The 17,076-nt window shown below is 72.0% G+C and carries 17 protein-coding genes; 12 read left to right on the top strand and 5 right to left on the bottom strand.

Annotation, left to right across the window (positions count from 1 at the left end):
• The first annotated feature begins 45 nt into the window (after positions 1–45).
• Positions 46–564: a GbsR/MarR family transcriptional regulator gene (locus ACZ7LV_RS26270; RefSeq protein ID WP_471942696.1), complete on the top strand. Its 519-nt coding sequence runs from the start codon at positions 46–48 to the stop codon at positions 562–564.
• Between the two features lie 13 nt (positions 565–577).
• On the opposite strand, the gene ACZ7LV_RS26265 is transcribed toward ACZ7LV_RS26270, so the two are convergent.
• Positions 578–1,426: a diacylglycerol kinase gene (locus tag ACZ7LV_RS26265; RefSeq protein ID WP_471942695.1), complete on the bottom strand. Its 849-nt coding sequence runs from the start codon at positions 1,424–1,426 to the stop codon at positions 578–580.
• A gap of 186 nt (positions 1,427–1,612) precedes the next feature.
• Here ACZ7LV_RS26265 and ACZ7LV_RS26260 point away from each other — a divergent pair, with 186 nt between their 5' ends.
• Together ACZ7LV_RS26260 and ACZ7LV_RS26255 are read left to right on the top strand one after the other, a co-directional pair.
• Positions 1,613–2,911: an adenylosuccinate synthase gene (locus ACZ7LV_RS26260; protein ID WP_471942693.1), complete on the top strand. Its 1,299-nt coding sequence runs from the start codon at positions 1,613–1,615 to the stop codon at positions 2,909–2,911.
• 80 nt (positions 2,912–2,991) lie between these two features.
• Positions 2,992–3,204 carry a hypothetical protein gene (locus tag ACZ7LV_RS26255; protein WP_471942692.1) on the top strand — a complete coding sequence of 71 codons (213 nt, stop codon included), beginning with the start codon at positions 2,992–2,994 and terminating at the stop codon, positions 3,202–3,204.
• 26 nt (positions 3,205–3,230) lie between these two features.
• Here ACZ7LV_RS26255 and ACZ7LV_RS26250 read toward each other — a convergent pair whose 3' ends face one another.
• The 3 genes from ACZ7LV_RS26250 to ACZ7LV_RS26240 form a co-directional block, all read right to left on the bottom strand.
• On the bottom strand, positions 3,231–3,881 hold the full coding sequence (locus ACZ7LV_RS26250; protein ID WP_471942690.1) for a hypothetical protein: 651 nt from the start codon (positions 3,879–3,881) through the stop codon (positions 3,231–3,233).
• Positions 3,882–4,005: 124 nt separating this feature from the next.
• Positions 4,006–4,707 (bottom strand): GntR family transcriptional regulator, encoded by a 702-nt coding sequence (locus ACZ7LV_RS26245; protein WP_471942688.1) that lies wholly within the window; start codon positions 4,705–4,707, stop codon positions 4,006–4,008.
• Between the two features lie 92 nt (positions 4,708–4,799).
• The gene (locus ACZ7LV_RS26240; protein ID WP_471942687.1) at positions 4,800–6,155 is read right to left on the bottom strand and encodes an aminotransferase class III-fold pyridoxal phosphate-dependent enzyme; all 1,356 of its coding nucleotides are present in this window, start codon (positions 6,153–6,155) and stop codon (positions 4,800–4,802) included.
• 211 nt (positions 6,156–6,366) lie between these two features.
• On the opposite strand from ACZ7LV_RS26240, the gene ACZ7LV_RS26235 reads away from it, so the two are divergent.
• The 4 genes from ACZ7LV_RS26235 (at position 6,367) to ACZ7LV_RS26220 (ending at position 11,234) form a co-directional block, all read left to right on the top strand.
• The gene (locus ACZ7LV_RS26235) at positions 6,367–6,978 is read left to right on the top strand and encodes a type 1 glutamine amidotransferase family protein (RefSeq protein ID WP_471942685.1); all 612 of its coding nucleotides are present in this window, start codon (positions 6,367–6,369) and stop codon (positions 6,976–6,978) included.
• Positions 6,975–7,454, top strand: coding sequence for a MarR family winged helix-turn-helix transcriptional regulator (locus ACZ7LV_RS26230; RefSeq protein WP_471942683.1), 480 nt, complete (start codon positions 6,975–6,977; stop codon positions 7,452–7,454). Before ACZ7LV_RS26235 ends, ACZ7LV_RS26230 begins: the two co-directional genes overlap by 4 nt.
• Before the next feature lie 133 nt (positions 7,455–7,587).
• Positions 7,588–9,573 carry a serine/threonine-protein kinase gene (locus ACZ7LV_RS26225; RefSeq protein ID WP_471942681.1) on the top strand — a complete coding sequence of 662 codons (1,986 nt, stop codon included), beginning with the start codon at positions 7,588–7,590 and terminating at the stop codon, positions 9,571–9,573.
• 146 nt (positions 9,574–9,719) lie between these two features.
• Complete coding sequence (locus ACZ7LV_RS26220) at positions 9,720–11,234, top strand: substrate-binding domain-containing protein (RefSeq protein WP_471942680.1); 1,515 nt, start codon at positions 9,720–9,722, stop codon at positions 11,232–11,234.
• A 395-nt stretch (positions 11,235–11,629) separates the two neighbouring features.
• Here ACZ7LV_RS26220 and ACZ7LV_RS26215 read toward each other — a convergent pair whose 3' ends face one another.
• Complete coding sequence (locus ACZ7LV_RS26215) at positions 11,630–12,376, bottom strand: SLATT domain-containing protein (RefSeq protein ID WP_471942678.1); 747 nt, start codon at positions 12,374–12,376, stop codon at positions 11,630–11,632.
• A gap of 297 nt (positions 12,377–12,673) precedes the next feature.
• On the opposite strand from ACZ7LV_RS26215, the gene ACZ7LV_RS26210 reads away from it, so the two are divergent.
• From ACZ7LV_RS26210 to ACZ7LV_RS26190, 5 genes are all read left to right on the top strand, one after another.
• Positions 12,674–13,015, top strand: coding sequence for a YbaB/EbfC family nucleoid-associated protein (locus ACZ7LV_RS26210; protein ID WP_141310988.1), 342 nt, complete (start codon positions 12,674–12,676; stop codon positions 13,013–13,015).
• 56 nt (positions 13,016–13,071) lie between these two features.
• On the top strand, positions 13,072–13,671 hold the full coding sequence (gene recR, locus ACZ7LV_RS26205) for a recombination mediator RecR (protein WP_365452088.1): 600 nt from the start codon (positions 13,072–13,074) through the stop codon (positions 13,669–13,671).
• A complete protein-coding gene (locus tag ACZ7LV_RS26200) occupies positions 13,664–14,320 on the top strand; it encodes a DUF5063 domain-containing protein (RefSeq protein WP_471942676.1) in 657 nt (218 codons plus the stop codon). Before recR ends, ACZ7LV_RS26200 begins: the two co-directional genes overlap by 8 nt.
• Positions 14,321–14,558: 238 nt before the next feature.
• Entirely contained in the window at positions 14,559–15,836 is a 1,278-nt protein-coding gene (locus ACZ7LV_RS26195; protein WP_385379982.1) for an aspartate kinase, read from the top strand.
• Positions 15,833–16,885, top strand: coding sequence for an aspartate-semialdehyde dehydrogenase (locus ACZ7LV_RS26190; protein ID WP_471942674.1), 1,053 nt, complete (start codon positions 15,833–15,835; stop codon positions 16,883–16,885). Before ACZ7LV_RS26195 ends, ACZ7LV_RS26190 begins: the two co-directional genes overlap by 4 nt.
• Positions 16,886–17,076 lie beyond the last annotated feature (191 nt).

The raw sequence follows: 17,076 nt of genomic DNA, 5'->3' as shown, positions 1-17,076 counted from the left end.
CGGTACACTCAAGGGTGGGCGCTGAGCAGGGGAGATGATGCAGCGATGACGGAACCGAGCCAGAGCGCGGGAGCGGGCGCGGCGGATCGGCGGGACCCCGCGACCGTCTCCCGTTTCGTCGAGCACTTCGCGGCGCAGCTCGTGGAGGCCGGCATGCCGAGGATGCCCGCGCGCGTCTTCGCCGCCCTGCTCGCCGCCGACGCCGGGTCCCTGACCTCTGCCGAACTCGGCGACCAGCTGCGGATCTCACCGGCCGCGGTCTCCGGAGCGGTGCGCTACCTCGCCCAGGTCCACATGGTCTCGCGCGAGCGGGAGCCCGGTTCGCGCCGGGAGCGGTACCGGGTGCACGGCGACCAGTGGTACGAGGCGCTCACCAACCGTGAGGCGGTGCTCAAGCGCTGGGAGGACGCCCTGCGCGACGGTGTCGACACCCTCGGCGCCGACACGCCCGCGGGCCGCCGGCTCGCGGAGACCCTCGCCTTCTTCGAGTACCTCGAAGGGGAGCTGGACGCGCTCATGGAACGCTGGCGGGCGCACCGGGAGGAGCTCTTCGGCCGGCGCTGACCTCGCCTCCCGCTCACCTCCCGGGCAACGTCAGCCCCCAGGCCCCCTCACGCACCCGCCACGTCCTGGTCCGCACCGGTCCGCTCACGCCCGCGTCCGAGCGGTAGCGGAAGTCCGCCCCCGACACGGTCACGGTCCGCCCCTCCGCCCGCAGCGGGGTGGCCTCCGCGCCCAGCGACAGCGGGCGCACCTCGATCTCCGCGGCGCCGGAGCCGTCCGGGGCGACAGAGACGGCCTCGACCGGCTGGTCCAGATCGACCAGCGTCACCCCGTCGACCTCGACCCGCAGCCGCGCCGGTCCGGGCGGGGGCACCGACGGCGAGCGCACCGGGCGGGCCGCCACGAGGGTGCGTACGAGGGACTGGCAGGTCCGCAGCCAGGGCGTCCGCGCCGGGACGGTGCCGCCCTCGCCGAGCGGTACCGGCGGGATCCGCAGCGCCCCCAGCACCACCCCGTCGCTGTCGTCGACGAGCAGGTCCAGGCGGCGTTCGGCCCCCTCCAGCACGGCCCGTGCCGCCGACACCGTGCTCACCGGCACCCCCAGTGCCGTGGCGAGACCGAGGGCGGGTCCCACGGGGACGAGCGACAGCACACTTCCGGCCAGCTCCCGCTGCCGGTGCAACAGGGCCACCGCGCGCACCAGGGCGCGGTCGTCACCGATCACCACCGGCCGCCGGGAGCCCCGACGGGCCAGCGCCCGGGCGAATTCCTCCGGGCCGTCCGGCAGGCACACCTTGGCCGACGCACCCGCGCTGAGCACGTCTTTCGCGATGCGGACGGACTCCCCGTCGGTCCTCCGAGCGACCGAATCGATGATCACCAGCAGCTGATCGGACGTCGGAGAAGTCGCCACCTCGGTCATGCCTCGCTTCCTCGGGTAGCATCTTTGTGCAAGAGCCCCTTGCGCTATTGCGCCAGGGGCTTCGTCTATTCCGGGGCATCCGGTCCGACGGTCGCGGCCAACGACGGCCGCGGGGCACGCGGCGGCACGACCCACCGCGTTCGCCCCTGACGTTGGACATGCCCCGCCCGGAAGGGGTGTACGCGCGTGCCCGCACTTGTGCTGCTCGGTGCTCAGTGGGGTGACGAAGGCAAGGGAAAGGCGACGGACCTGCTAGGCGGTTCGGTCGACTACGTGGTGCGTTACCAGGGCGGCAACAACGCCGGTCACACGGTCGTCGTCGGCGACCAGAAGTACGCACTGCACCTCCTCCCTTCCGGAATCCTGTCCCCCGGCTGTACGCCGGTCATCGGCAACGGCGTCGTCGTCGACCCGTCTGTCCTGCTCTCCGAGCTGAGCGGACTGAACGAGCGTGGCGTCGACACGTCCAAGCTCCTGATCAGCGGTAACGCGCATGTGATCACGCCGTACAACGTGACGGTCGACAAGGTGACGGAACGCTTCCTCGGAAAGCGCAAGATCGGCACGACGGGCCGCGGCATCGGCCCGACGTACGCGGACAAGATCAACCGCGTCGGCATCCGGGTCCAGGACCTGTACGACGAGTCGATCCTCACCCAGAAGGTGGAGGCGGCGCTCGACGTCAAGAACCAGATCCTCACCAAGCTCTACAACCGCCGTGCGATCGCCGTCGGCCAGGTCGTCGAGGAACTGCTCGGTTACGCGGACAAGCTCGCGCCGTACGTCGCCGACACCGTCCTGGTCCTGAACCAGGCCCTGGAGGACGACAAGGTCGTCCTGTTCGAGGGCGGCCAGGGCACCCTCCTGGACATCGACCACGGCACGTACCCCTTCGTGACCTCGTCGAACCCGACGGCAGGCGGTGCCTGCACGGGCGCAGGCGTCGGCCCCACGAAGATCAGCCGTGTCATCGGCATCCTCAAGGCCTACACGACCCGCGTCGGCGCGGGCCCGTTCCCGACGGAGCTCTTCGACGAGGACGGCGAGGCGCTGCGCCGCATCGGCGGCGAGCGTGGCGTGACCACCGGCCGGGACCGCCGCTGCGGCTGGTTCGACGCGGTGATCGCCCGCTACGCGACCCGGGTCAACGGTCTGACGGACTTCTTCCTCACCAAGCTCGACGTGCTCACCGGCTGGGAGCAGATCCCGGTCTGCGTGGCCTACGAGATCGACGGCCGGCGCGTCGAGGAGCTGCCGTACTCGCAGACGGACTTCCACCACGCGAAGCCGGTCTACGAGATGCTGCCCGGCTGGTCCGAGGACATCAGCAAGGCCAAGACCTTCGGCGACCTGCCGAAGAACGCGCAGGCCTACGTCAAGGCGCTGGAGGAGATGTCCGGCGCCCCGATCTCCGCGATCGGCGTCGGCCCGGGCCGGGACGAGACGATCGAGATCAACTCGTTCCTCCAGCCCGCCGTCCGGTAGGTCGTCCCCGCACGCCCGTCGTTACGCCCTCCGGGTGCGTCCGGCGGGCGCGTGGCGTGCGGGGGCGGTGCAATCGGCGTATGAGCAACCACGGAAGCGTGCCGTGCCGTGGCCCGTACGGCGGGGAGGGCGGCGACGCGGCGGGGTCGGAGTGCGCGGACCCCGCCGTCTTCGAGGTCGGGCGGCATCACCGGGCGCCCCTGCGGGTGTGCCCGGTGCACCTCGGGCCGTCCCTGCTGATGGCCTCCCAGGTGCTGTGGCCGCCCGTGATCACGCTGGTCGGCCGGGCCTGACCGGCTTTTCGGGGCGCGGGTGCCCCTCAGCTGAAGACGATCATCGAACCCTGCGCCAGGCTCCGTGTCGTCGCCGCGTGCAGGCCGAGCCAGACGTGGCGCTCGCGGGCGAACGGGCTCGGGTCGTACGGGGCGGGAACGGCGGGCTCCTCCAACTCCGTGGGAGCTGAGGGAGGTTGGGGGGCGGCCGGCGGGTTGGCCGGGTCGATGCCGATCGACGGGGCCACGAGCTCCAGCTCGCGCAGCAGCGCCTGCGAGGAGCCCAACGGGCCGCCGCCCGCGAGGAGCTCGTCGTCCGAGAGCGGGTGCGGGAAGTCGACGGGGACGTACGCGCCCGCGTGGTCGTAGTGCCAGACCAGGTGGGACTGCTGGGCCGTGGTCTCGAACATCTCGAGGAGCTGCTCGTAGTCGCCGCCCAGGTCGTCGACCGGCGCCACCGGCAGGCCGCACACCTGCAGAAGGTAGGCGCGGCGCAGGAAGTGCAGCGCGTCGTAGTCGAAGCCGGCCACCGGGGCGACCTCGCCGGACAGGCCCGGCATGTACTGGTACACCGGCACCGGCGGCAGCCCGGCCTCGGCGAGCACCTTGTTGTATTGCGCGAGTTCCTCGGCGAACGGGTTGTCGGGCGTGTGGCACAACACGTCGACGAGCGGTACCAGCCACAGGTCACAGGCCAAAAGAGGGCTCCTCATCACGCGGGCGGCGCGGGGTGTCGTCACGGGCAGCGCATGGCACGTCGGTCGGAGAAGAGTAATCCGTGCACTGCCGGGTGGGGCCCCGTGTGCAGGTCCCATACCCACGTCAGCCGTTGGCCAGCCGCTCGACGAGAGCCAGCGCGTGCGCGTTGTGCGCGGCGACGATGGAGCGTGCGGCGTCGATGTCGCGCCGGGAGAGCGCGTCGATCAGTTCGGTGTGGTCGGCCCACAGCCGGCCGCGCAGATCGGGCAGCCGGCGCAGATGCTGCACGGCGCACACCCACGACTGCACGCGCAGCCGGTGCAGGAAGTCCACCAGGTAGGGGTTGCCGAACAGGCTGCCCAACTCCCGCCAGAAGCGCAGGTCGTAGCCGATCAGCACGGTGAGGTCACCGGCGGCAGCGGCGCGTTGTGCCTCGTCGCCGCGCCGCCGTACGCCCGCGAGGGCGGCCGCCGTGTACGGGTCGCCGGGGTCCTGGAACCGCGGCGGGCCGCCGAGGCCCTTCTCCAGGGCGTGGAACATGCCGTCTATGACCAGGCTGCGCGCCTCGACCAGCCCGCGGAAGTCGGCGTAGGAGTACTCGCGCACCCGGAAGCCCCGGTGCTGGAGCGCGTCGAGGAGGCCCTGCGCGGACAGGTCGACCAGCGCCTCGCGGACCGGCGTCGCGGAGACCCCGTACTGGTCGGCGATCTCCTTGACCGTGAACTCCTGTCCCGGCTGGAGCCGCCCGGCCAGCACCTCGTCGCGTAGCGCGTCCGCGATCTGCTGCCGCAGGGTGCTGCGGGTCACGGCGCCGTTGCCGGGCATGGTCGGACGGTCTCCTCGTCACGTACGGGTGGCGTGCTCGTGGTACGGGCCCACGAGCACGCCACCATACGCGCTCGGATGCCGGGAGGTGGTTACTCGGTGTGCTCGTCGGCCACCGACAGGGCCGCGTCCAGCGCCGCCAGCCCTTCCTTCAGTTCGGCCTCGGTCACGTTGCACGGCGGCACGACGTGGGTGCGGTTCATGTTCACGAACGGCCACACCCCGCCCGCCTTGGCCGCCGCCGCGAACGCGGCCATCGGCGCGCCCGCCTCACCGGTCGCGTTGTACGGCACCAGCGGCTCGCGGGTCTCCTTGTTCCGCACCAGCTCCAGGGCCCAGAACATGCCGGTGCCGCGCACCTCGCCCACGCTCGGGTGCCGCTCGGCCAGCTCGCGCAGCGCCGGGCCGACGACGTCGGCGCCGAGCCGCGCCGCGTTCTCGACGACGCCCTCCTCGGCCATCACGTTGATCGTGGCGACGGCGGCGGCGCAGGCGAGGGGATGGCCGGAGTAGGTCAGTCCGCCCGGGTAGGGCCGCTTGCCGAAGGTCGCGGCGATCTCCGCGGAGATGGCGACGCCGCCGAGCGGCACGTAGCCGGAGTTCACGCCCTTGGCGAAGGTCATCAGGTCCGGCACGACGCCGAAGAGGTCCGCCGCGAACCACTCGCCGGTGCGCCCGAAGCCCGCCATCACCTCGTCGAGGACGAAGACGATGCCGTACTTGTCGCACAGCGCGCGGACGCCGGCCAGGTATCCGGGCGGCGGCACCATGATCCCCGCGGTGCCCGGGATCGTCTCCAGGACGATCGCGGCGATCGTCGCCGGGCCCTCGAAGGCGATCGTGGTCTCCAGGTGCTCCAGCGCCCGGGCGCATTCCTGCTCCTCGGTCTCGGCGTAGAAGCGGGAGCGGTACAGGAAGGGCGCCCAGAAGCGCACGACGCCGGAGGTGCCGCTGTCGTTGGCCCAGCGGCGCGGGTCGCCGGTGAGGTTCACGGCCTGCTGGGTGCCGCCGTGGTACGAGCGGTACGCCGAGAGCACCTTCGGCCGGCCGGTGTGCAGCCGTGCCATCCGCACCGCGTGCTCGACGGCGTCGGCGCCGCCGTTGGTGAAGAAGATCTTGTCGAGGTCGCCGGGCGTGCGCTCGGCTATCAGCCGGGCGGCCTCGGAGCGGGCTTCGACGGCGAAGGCGGGCGCGAAGGTGGACAGGGTCGCGGCCTGTTCCTGGATCGCGGCGACGACCTTCGGGTGCTGGTAGCCGATGTTGGTGTAGACGAGGCCGCTGGTGAAGTCGAGGTAGCGGTTGCCGTCGAAGTCCCAGAAGTACGACCCCTCCGCACCGGCGACGGCGAGCGGGTCGATGAGCTCCTGTGCGGACCAGGAGTGGAACACGTGCGCGCGGTCCGCGGCCTTCACGGCGGCGCCGGTGGCGGGAGTGGGCTGAGGGGTCATGCCGCCGAGGGTAAATGTCCGGGATGCGGACGCGACATCGGCGTCCTGTCTGCGGTCTCGCCCAATCCGCGACAGATTGTCGACGGCGGCCGGGTGATACGCGCCAGGTGGTGCGCGCCGGAGCGGGGCCGACCGTCAACCATTGACAGGATGCTGTCATGAGTGACAGCATCCTGTCATAGCCCAGCGCCGCACGACCCGAGGAGGAGCCATGAACAGCAGCCGCAAGCCCGTCCACCTGGCCGTGTACGACACCCTCGCCGACTGGGAGACGGGCCACGCCACCGCGTATCTCGCCCGCGCCGGCCACGAGATCCGCACAGTCGCCCTCACCACCGGCCCGGTCACCACCCTCGGCGGACTGCGGGTCCGGCCCGACCTCGCCCTGGACGAGGTGCGGCCCGAGGACAGCTCGCTGCTGATCCTCCCGGGCGCCGACCTCTGGGACACGGGGGACGACCTCGCCCCCTTCGCCCGCACGGCGCGGGCCTTCCTGGCCGCCGGGGTGCCCGTCGCCGCGATCTGCGGGGCCACCGCCGGACTCGCCCGCGAGGGCCTGCTCGACGACCGGGACCACACCAGCGCGATCTCCTTCTACCTGGCCGCGACCGGCTACCGGGGCGGCGAACGGTACGTCGACGCCGACGCGGTCACCGACCGCGGTCTGATCACCGCCGGGCCGACCGAGCCGGTCGCCTTCGCACGGGAGGTCCTCGGGCTGCTCGGCGTGTACGAGGGGGAGGTCCTGGACGCCTGGTACCGGCTGTTCCACGACTCCGACGCCGAGGCCTACGCCGTCCTCGAACAGGCGGGGACGCGGTGAGCCGGCGGCAGGACCTGCTCAGCCGGGGCGCGCTCGGCGTCTTCCGGCTGAGCGGCCAGTTCCTCGCGGTCGCGGAGGAACTGGCAGGCCCGGCCGGACTGACGGCGGCCCGGTGGCAGGTGCTCGGCGCGGTGCTGCCCGAGCCGCTGCCCGTCGCCGGGATCGCCCGGGCCATGGGCATCACCCGGCAGAGCGTCCAGCGCGTCGCCGACCTGCTGGTCGAAGGGGGCCTGGCCGAATACCGCCCCAACCCCGCCCATCGCCGCGCCAAGCTCCTCGCCCCCACCGCGGCGGGCTTCGCGGCGGTGCGCCGCATCGACCCCGGGCACGCCGAGTTCGCGGACCGGCTGGCCCGGGCGCTGGGCGACGAGGAGTTCGAGGAGACGCTACGGGTGCTGGAGCGGCTGTCGCGGGTCCTCGACGAGGTGGGGATGCCGACGGCCGACGCCGGATCGGCGCCGGATCCCGCCCCCTGACCCGCGCCGGCACCGCACCGGAACCGGTCACGGAACCCGTTACGGAACCGTGGAAAGCGGACCCGCCGTCTCCCTGTGTCGCCGCATTATTCTTCGGTCAACGCACAGGGGTGGATGGGGGGAGGGGTTCTCCGTGGACAGACTGGAGCCTGGGGATCCACCGCGGATCGGTGCCTACCGGCTGCTGGCGCGGCTCGGTGCCGGCGGTATGGGGCGGGTGTATCTGGCGCGTTCGGACCGGGGGCGGACCGTCGCGGTCAAGCTGGTGCGCGGTGAGCTCGCCGCGCAGGAGGAGTTCCGCGCGAGGTTCCGCCAGGAGGTGCGGGCGGCGCGGCAGGTCGGCGGTCACTGGACGGCGCCGGTGCTCGACGCCGACACCGAGGCGGCCGTGCCGTGGGTGGCCACCGGCTATGTCGCGGGCCCGAGCCTTCAGCAGGTCGTCGGGCGGGACCACGGGGCGCTGCCCGAGCGTTCGGTACGGATCATGGCGGCGGGGCTCGCGCACGCGCTCCAGGACATCCACGCCACCGGGATCGTGCACCGGGACCTCAAGCCGTCCAACGTGCTCGTCACCATCGACGGCCCCCGGGTCATCGACTTCGGGATCGCGCGGGCGATGGAGACGGTGACCGACGGCGGACTGACCCGGACCGGCGCGCTCGTCGGCTCGCCCGGCTTCATGGCGCCCGAGCAGGTGCGCGGCGACCGCGTCACGCCCGCCTGCGACGTGTTCTGCCTCGGCTCCGTGCTCGCCTACGCGGCCACCGGCCACCTCCCCTTCGGCGGCGCCGACAGCGGGGTGCACGCCCTGATGTTCCGTATCGCCCAGGAGGAGCCCGACCTGGACGGCGTGCCCGAGGGACTCGCCGACCTGGTACGCCACTGCCTGCGCAAGGAGCCGGAGGCCCGGCCCTCGTTGGACGACGTCCTGCGCCGCACAGGCGCGGAGGACACCGTGGCGGACGGGCGCTCCCGTGACCCCTGGCTGCCGAGCGCGCTGGTCGCCCAACTCGGGCGACACGCGGTGCAGTTGTTGGACTCGGAGGACCCGGAGGCGGCCGACGGCGCGGACGCCGACCGGGCCGCCTCACCCGAGCACGCGCCCGCCGCCGACGAGGCGGCGCCGGCGGCCACGGCGCAGGACGCGGGACCGCGGTCGCTGGACCGGCTGCCCACGCAGGCCGCCGCCCAGGGCACCGCGCCGACGGCTCCGCCGCACCCGGCGTACGGCTCTGCGCAGCAGGGGCACGGCCATCCCCAGCAGCCCCAGGGCCCGGGCTCGGCACCGGCCGCGGGACCGCCACCGCCGTACGTCCCGGTGTACGGCCCGCAGAACGGCGGTGCGCCGGCCGGCGGCCCGTACGCGGGCGCCCCGCACCACGCGGGCCCCTACGGCGACGGCGGCCTGCCGAACGGCCCTTACGGCAACGGTGGTCAGCCGCACGGCCCCTACGGCAGTGCTGGTCATCCGAACGGCCCTTACGGCGGAGGACCCGGCACCACCCCGCCCTACGGCACCGAGCCCGCCGGCACCCCCGTGGAGTCCCGCAGGAGCGGCCGCACCACCGTCGCGCTGGTCGCGATGGCCGTGGTCGTCGCGCTCGCCGCCGGCGGGACGGTGTACGCGCTGATGGACGGCAGCGAGGGCACGCAGGCCGATCCCACCGCCACCGCCACCGCGCCCGTCACCTCCTCCGGCCCGACGGACCCCGAGCCGTCCACGCCCGAGCCCTCGTCCCCGGCCCCCTCCACGCCCGCCGACGGGGGGATACCCGCCGGCTACCTCGGCACCTGGACGACCACCATCGACAACGCGAGCGGACAGCACACCCGGCAACTGACCGTCCAGCAGGGCGAGGTCGGCGACACCGTCCTGTCCCTCGTGGCGGACGGCCCCGCCGAGGGCGGCGGCAGCTACCACTGCCTCTTCGAGGCGGAGTTGGCGGAGCAGCCGGGCGCCGACGGCCCCGTGCGGGTCGGCCCGTCCACGGTCACGGTCGGGGAACCGCCCACCGCCTGCACACCGGGCGCGGCCACCGAGATCACCCTCCAGCCGGACGGCACCCTGCGGCGTGTGAACGGGAGCACCGGGGAGACGCTGACGTACCGGCGCGGGTGACGGGCCCCGGGAGGGGAGAAGTCTCGGGTTCCGTGGGGAAGTTGAACGCCCGGCGAACATTGCCGGGAGGGCCCTGACGTGCGGTTCGGACAGACGTACGGTGACCCCACCATCTGAGTTCCGGGAGTGGCGGGGGAAGACCAGTGGTGAACGTCGAGAACGTCATCGCCATCGGCACGTCCGTCCTGGGCCTCCTCGTGCCGATCGTGATGTTCCTCTACGACCGCCGGGTGCCGCGCCGCAAGCTGATCGGCTACCGCGTGCAGATGGACAGCCCCATAGGCGACGGCTCGTCCAACCCCCGCCTCGGCGACTTCGACGTGGACAACATGGCCGACGCCTCGCTGGTGCTGCTGCGCATCGAGAACGACGGCTCCCAGAGCGTCGCCGACAACGACTACACCTCGTCCGAGGTCCACGGCCTGACCGCCGAGTTCACGGGACGCACGGTCCAGGCCGTCGCGGTGACCCAGCCGTCCGGCATCGACCACATCAGCAGCCATTTCACGAACGCCAACGGCTTCGAGCACGTCGGCGGCGCCGTGACCATCCCCCGGGTGCCGCTGAACCCGGGCGACCACTTCAAGCTCCTCGTGCTGCTCTCCGGCGGGCCGGCGGAAGGGGAGGTCCGGCTGATCGGGGGCCTGCGGGACGGCAAGGTCCACCGCAACAGCGCTCCCAAGCCGGACGAGAAGCAGCGCACGTTCAGTCCCCCGGCCCGGCTGCTCAGCGCCGCGCTCACCCTCGCCCTGATCCTCCTCGCCGGCATCATCGTGCTGCGCGACGGCAACCCGATCGAGTGCGAGCAGGGCGAGCTGCGGGTGACGGGCTCGACCGCCTTCGAGCCCGTCGTCAGCACGCTCGCCAAGCAGTACGAGAACAAGTGCGAGGGCGCCGACATCGCCGTCGAGGCGCGCGGCAGCGAGGACGGCGTCGCGGCGCTCGCCGAGCTGGGCGGGCAGTCCAAGAACGCCGCGCGGTCGGTGATCGCCTTCTCCGACGGCCCGATGGGTGAGCGCTGGAACCTGACGGGGGAGGGGGTCGCGCTCTCCGTGTTCACCCTCGTCGTCCACAAGGACGTCGAACTCGGGGCGCACGGACTGTCCCTGGAGGAGGTGCGGGACATCTACGCGGGGCGCTACCAGCGTTGGGGGCAGGTCGTCCCCGGTGTGCAGGAGATCGCCGACCTGCCGATCGTCCTGGTCAGCCGAGGGGACGAGTCGGGTACGCGGCAGATCTTCCAGGACCGGGTGCTGCGCGGCTGGGAGCGGGCGCCCAGCACGTCCCTGGACTGCCGGCCGCCCGCGCGGGCCGGTGACACCGTCACGCGTTGCGAACTCGGTTCGACCCGGGCCGTGCTGGACAAGGTCGCCGAACAGCCCGGCGCCATCGGCTACAGCGAACTCAGCCTCGCCAGGGAGCGGGGCGACGACGTCAACAGGGTGCCCCTGGGCGGCGACCGGCCCGACGACCGGCAGATCGAGCTGGGCGGCAGCCGCTACCCGTACAAGGACGTCGAGTACGCCTACACCTACGGCACGCCCCGTCCCGGCTCCCTCGCGGCCAGCTTCCTCGCCTACGTCGACGAGTCCACCAGCCAGGACGTCATCCGGGACAAGGGCCACCTGCCGTGCCTGCGCGACCCGTCCCTGTGCGGGTGAGCTTCGCCGCTTCGGGGCCGGCACGTCCGGGCACGGGGTGCCCGGCCTCCACGGCGGTCGTGTGCTCGGTGCTGCGGCGGGGTGCGGCGAGTGCCTCCTCGCGCAGGTCTCGCGGGTTCCAGGGGCGCGCATTCGAGCACGCGGGTGGTCGCATCCGGCGGCGAGGTGCCCCCGCGGGTTGCCGCGGACGCGCCGGCGGACGGACCGGCGCACCCCTCTGCCCGGCCGCCGTGGCGGGGCGCGTCAAGCGGGGCTCCTGAGTTCCGCGGCGCTCGCCCGTGCGGGTGCCCGTCGGTCCGGCTCGGCGGGGCCGGGGGGCGTACGCCGCGCGGCCTGGCCAGGACAGGTGGCCATACGTGGTGGTGACCGTGGCGGAGGCCGGTGGGGTGGGGCGGTCAGCGGGGCTCGGGCGGGCGTTGGCGGGGCATGTTGGGGCGGGCACCCGCTCCCGGGGGCAACGGGAACCTGCCGTGCCCGCCCGTTCCCTCGGGCCGGCCTCCCGAGGCCAGGGCCGACTGGATACCGAGCGCCGGCCCGGAGCGGAACTCGCCCATCCAGTCCGTCGTCTCCGTGCGCACCAGCTCCGTGACGTCCTCCGAAAACCTCCGCAGCACCCCCAGGCACCGCTCGGCCGCCTCACCCGCCGTCCCCTCGGTGGGCCCCAGCACCTCCCGCACGCTCTCCGCGGCCCAGTCGAACTGCAAGGCCTGCAACCTGCGTTGCACGGCCTGCGCGGTCGCCACGTCCCGCATCCACCCGGACGTCACCCCGAAGTACCGGTCCACCGCCACGCAGGACACCCCGAGCAGCAGCGCCAGATACCCCCAGGGCGCCACCCCGCCCACCACGCCGGTCAGGTCGAGGAACGGCAGCGCGGCCCCGGTCACGGCGCCCACCGCCGCCCCGCACCGCAAGCCCCGGGCCTGCCGCCGCTTCCAGACCCGGTCGGCCAGGTACCAGGCCGCCGTGTCCAGGGCCCCGCGCTCCACCCAGCGGTACAGCTCGTCCAGGCGCAGGGCGGGCTCCGCCCAGTCCCCGAGCGGGAACGACCGCCCGACCAGATCGCCCGGCCGCAGCTCGGCCGCACCCTCGCCCCGCCCGTCCTGAGGCGGACCCTCGGGCTGCATCTCCGGCTGACCCACCCGGCACTCCCTATCGACCACAACTGATCACGGTGCGTGACACATCGTGACAGCGCGCGCGTCGCCACGACATCCCGCCTGATGGTGACGCCGATGCGCCGTGACCCTTCCTACCGCCCAATGGGTGGCGGAGGGCCTGCTTTCCCCTGTTTTCCGCCCGGAAGTGGGCCTTGATCAGGTATAGGAAATGCAGTCCTCTCACTCGAAAGAGTGCTGGGGCGACGGCCGCGTGGACCACGTAGGCTCGTGCTGAGCGGGAAAATCCCGTGCTCGTGAGCCCCGGAAGAGGAGCTGATCGTGATCCCCGGTGGTGGCCAGCCCAACATGCAGCAGCTGCTGCAGCAGGCCCAGAAGATGCAGCAGGACCTGGCGAAGGCGCAGGAGGAACTGGCCCAGACCGAGGTCGACGGACAGGCGGGCGGCGGTCTGGTGCAGGCCACGGTGACCGGCGCCGGTGAGCTGCGCGCCCTGCGGATCGACCCGAAGGCGGTGGACCCGGAGGACACCGAGACCCTCGCCGACCTGATCGTGGCGGCCGTGCACGCGGCCAACGAGAACGCCCAGACCCTTCAGCAGCAGAAGTTGGGCCCGCTGGCCCAGGGACTCGGCGGCGGTGGTATTCCCGGACTGCCCTTCTAAGACGGGCCGCGGGAAACTACCGTACGTACGAACAACATGGAGAGGGGCGGCAGTCCGTGTACGAAGGCGTGGTCCAGGACCTCATCGACGAACTGGGGCGGCTTCCCGGCGTCGGTCCCAAGAGTGCCCAGCGGATCGCCTTCCATGTGCTGCAGGCCGAGCCGACGGACGTCCGCCGGCTCGCGCACGCCCTCCTGGAGGTCAAGGCGAAGGTCCGCTTCTGCGCCACCTGCGGGAACGTCGCGCAGGAGGAGCTGTGCGGGATCTGCCGTGACAGCCGCCGCGACCTGGCGGTGATCTGCGTGGTCGAGGAGCCCAAGGACGTCGTCGCCATCGAGCGCACGCGGGAGTTCCGCGGCCGGTACCACGTGCTCGGCGGCGCCATCAGCCCCATCGAGGGCGTCGGCCCGGACGACTTGCGGATACGAGAACTGCTGGCCCGCCTGGCCGACGGCACGGTGACCGAGCTGATCCTGGCCACGGACCCGAATCTCGAAGGCGAGGCCACGGCCACGTACCTCGCCCGCATGATCAAGCCCATGGGCCTGAAGGTCACCCGCCTGGCCAGCGGCCTCCCAGTGGGCGGCGACCTGGAATACGCGGACGAGGTGACCCTCGGCCGCGCCTTCGAGGGGAGACGACTCCTAGATGTCTGACGCCACGCTGCACTCCACGACGCGGGACCCGGACGACTTCGCGGTCCAGATCGCGGACCAGGTAGAGAGCTTTCTGGTAGCCGTCACCGAGGTGGCCAGGGGCGACGAGCCGGCCTCGGCCGTCCCCTTCCTCCTGCTGGAGGTCTCGCAGCTCCTGCTGGCGGGCGGCCGTCTGGGCGCGCACGAGGACATCGTCCCGGACGAGCGCTACGAGCCCGACTCCGGACCCGAGCCCGACGTGGACGAACTCCGGGAGAACCTGGCCCGGTTGCTGGAGCCGATCGACGTCTACTCCGAGGTGTTCGACCCCTACGAGCCCCGCGAGGCCCCCGTCCCCGCCCGGATCTCCGACGACCTGGCCGACATCATCACCGACCTGCGCCACGGCATGGCCCACTACCGCACCGGCCGCACCACGGAGGCGCTGTGGTGGTGGCAGTTCTCCTACTTCTCCAACTGGGGCCCCACGGCCTCGGCCACCCTGCGCGCCCTGCAGTCGGTCCTCATCCACGTCCGCCTCGACCAGCCCCTGGCGGAACTGGACGGCCTGGACACCGACCAGGGCCTGGGCGACGACACCCTGGAGATCGAGGCGGGCAAGGTCATGCAGCAGGAGATCGCGGGCCCCCTGGGCGTGCGGGTGAAGTAGCGCGCGGTGCTTGAAAGTTAATTCAGGGCGTCCGGTAAGAGTGTTCTTTGTGATGCGGGGCACTTTTCCGAGTGGCCTCGGGCCCTTGCGGGCATGTGCCTCTCCGGAGCGGGCGGCGAGATCTCACCATGCGATATCGCGAAGGTGATTTTCGGCCGCTCGTTAGACTGAGCCGACCGCAGTGCATATGCGTATCTGTGGACTGCGGAAAACACGACGGACTGAGCGAGGAGCGCACGTGGGCCTTGTCGTGCAGAAGTACGGAGGCTCCTCCGTAGCCGATGCCGAGGGCATCAAGCGCGTCGCCAAGCGGATCGTGGAAGCCAAGAAGAACGGCCACCAGGTGGTGGCCGTGGTTTCCGCGATGGGCGACACGACGGACGAGCTGATCGATCTCGCCGAGCAGGTATCCCCGATTCCTGCCGGCCGCGAGCTCGACATGCTGCTGACGGCCGGAGAGCGGATCTCCATGGCCCTGCTGGCCATGGCGATCAAAAACCTGGGCCACTCGGCCCAGTCCTTCACCGGCAGCCAGGCAGGTGTCATCACCGACTCGGTCCACAACAAAGCCCGCATCATCGATGTCACGCCGGGCCGGATCCGGGACTCGCTGAACGAGGGCAACATCGCCATCGTTGCCGGTTTCCAGGGTGTCAGCCAGGACACCAAGGACATCACCACGCTGGGCCGCGGCGGCTCCGACACCACCGCCGTCGCGCTGGCCGCCGCGCTGGACGCCGAGGTCTGCGAGATCTACACGGACGTCGACGGTGTGTTCACCGCCGACCCGCGGGTGGTGAAGAAGGCCCGGAAGATCGACTGGATCTCCTTCGAGGACATGCTCGAACTGGCGGCGTCCGGGTCGAAGGTGCTGCTCCACCGCTGCGTGGAGTACGCCCGCCGCTACAACATCCCGATCCACGTCCGCTCCAGCTTCAGCGGTCTGCAGGGCACGTGGGTCAGCAGCGAGCCGATCGAGCAAGGGGAAGAGCACGTGGAGCAGGCCATCATCTCCGGTGTCGCGCACGACACCTCCGAGGCCAAGGTCACGGTCGTCGGCGTGCCGGACAAGCCGGGCGAGGCCGCCGCGATCTTCCGCACGATCGCCGATGCCGAGATCAACATCGACATGGTCGTGCAGAACGTGTCCGCCGCCTCCACGGGGCTGACCGACATCTCCTTCACGCTGCCGAAGACCGAGGGCCGCAAGGCCATCGACGCGCTGGAGAAGAACAAGCCGGGCATCGGCTTCGACTCGCTGCGCTACGACGACCAGATCGGCAAGATCTCGCTCGTGGGCGCCGGGATGAAGACCAACCCGGGTGTCACGGCGGCCTTCTTCGAGGCGCTCAGCGACGCCGGGGTCAACATCGAGCTGATCTCGACCTCCGAGATCCGCATCTCGGTCGTCACCCGCGCCGACGACGTCGCCGAGGCCGTGCGCGCCGTGCACACCGCCTTCGGACTCGACTCCGACAGCGACGAGGCCGTGGTCTATGGGGGCACCGGCCGATGACCGGACGACCGACGCTCGCGGTCGTGGGGGCGACCGGAGCCGTCGGCACGGTCATGCTCCAGATCCTGTCCCAGCACGCGGACATCTGGGGTGAGATCCGTCTCGTCGCCTCGCCGCGCTCGGCCGGCCGCAAGCTGGCCGTGCGCGGCGAGGAGGTCGAGGTGGTGGCCCTGTCCGAGGAGGCCTTCGACGGGGTCGACATCGCCATGTTCGACGTCCCGGACGAGGTCGCCGCGCACTGGGCGCCGATCGCCGCCGCCAAGGGCGTGGTGGTCGTGGACAACTCCGCCGCCTTCCGGATGGACCCGGACGTGCCGCTGGTCGTGCCGGAGGTCAATCCGCACACGGTGCGCTCCCGGCCGCGCGGCATCCTCGCCAACCCGAACTGCACCACGCTGTCCATGATCGTCGCCCTCGGCGCCCTGCACGCCGAGTTCGGCCTGCGCGAGCTCGTGGTCTCGTCGTACCAGGCCGTGAGCGGCGCCGGGCGGGCGGGCGTCGAGACGCTGCGCCGGCAGCTGGCCCTGGTGGCCGGCACGGAGCTGGGGACCCACCCCGGCGACGTACGGCGGGCGGTGGGGGACAGCACCGGGCCGTTCCCGGAGCCGGTCGCGCTGAACGTCGTGCCCTGGGCGGGGTCGGTGCGGGAGGACGGCTGGTCCTCGGAGGAGATGAAGGTGCGGGACGAGTCCCGCAAGATCCTCGGCCTGCCGCGGCTGCCCGTCGCCGTCACCTGTGTGCGGGTGCCGGTGGTGACCGCGCACTCGCTGACCGTGCACGCCCGCTTCCAGGACGAGGTGACGGTGGACCGGGCGCGCGAGATCCTCGCCACCGCGCCGGGCGTGGTCCTGTGCGACGATCCGGCGGCCGGCGAGTTCCCGACCCCCGCCGACGTGGTGGGCACCGATCCGACGTGGGTCGGGCGGGTCCGCCGGGCGCTGGACGACCCGACCGCGCTGGAGCTCTTCGTGTGCGGGGACAACCTGCGCAAGGGGGCCGCGCTGAACACCGCCCAGATCGCGGAGCTGGTGGCCGCCGAGATGAGGTGAGGGAAAATTGCCCCTCGCGATGTCCTGATCTATTTGTAGGATCAACGTAAGGATTTTCCTCCCCGGCCTCCGCAACCGTGCGGAGGCCGGGGAGCGTCTATGCCGTCGCCCTTCCTGGGCTGTGGGATGCGTTTGATCCGAGGCGTGGGGACGCCGGTGAGTGGGCGTGGGGACGTCCGCTCGTATGGGAC

This window comes from Streptomyces sp. NPDC107562, from assembly GCF_055657325.1.
This window is presented reverse-complemented; position numbering and strand designations above follow the sequence as displayed.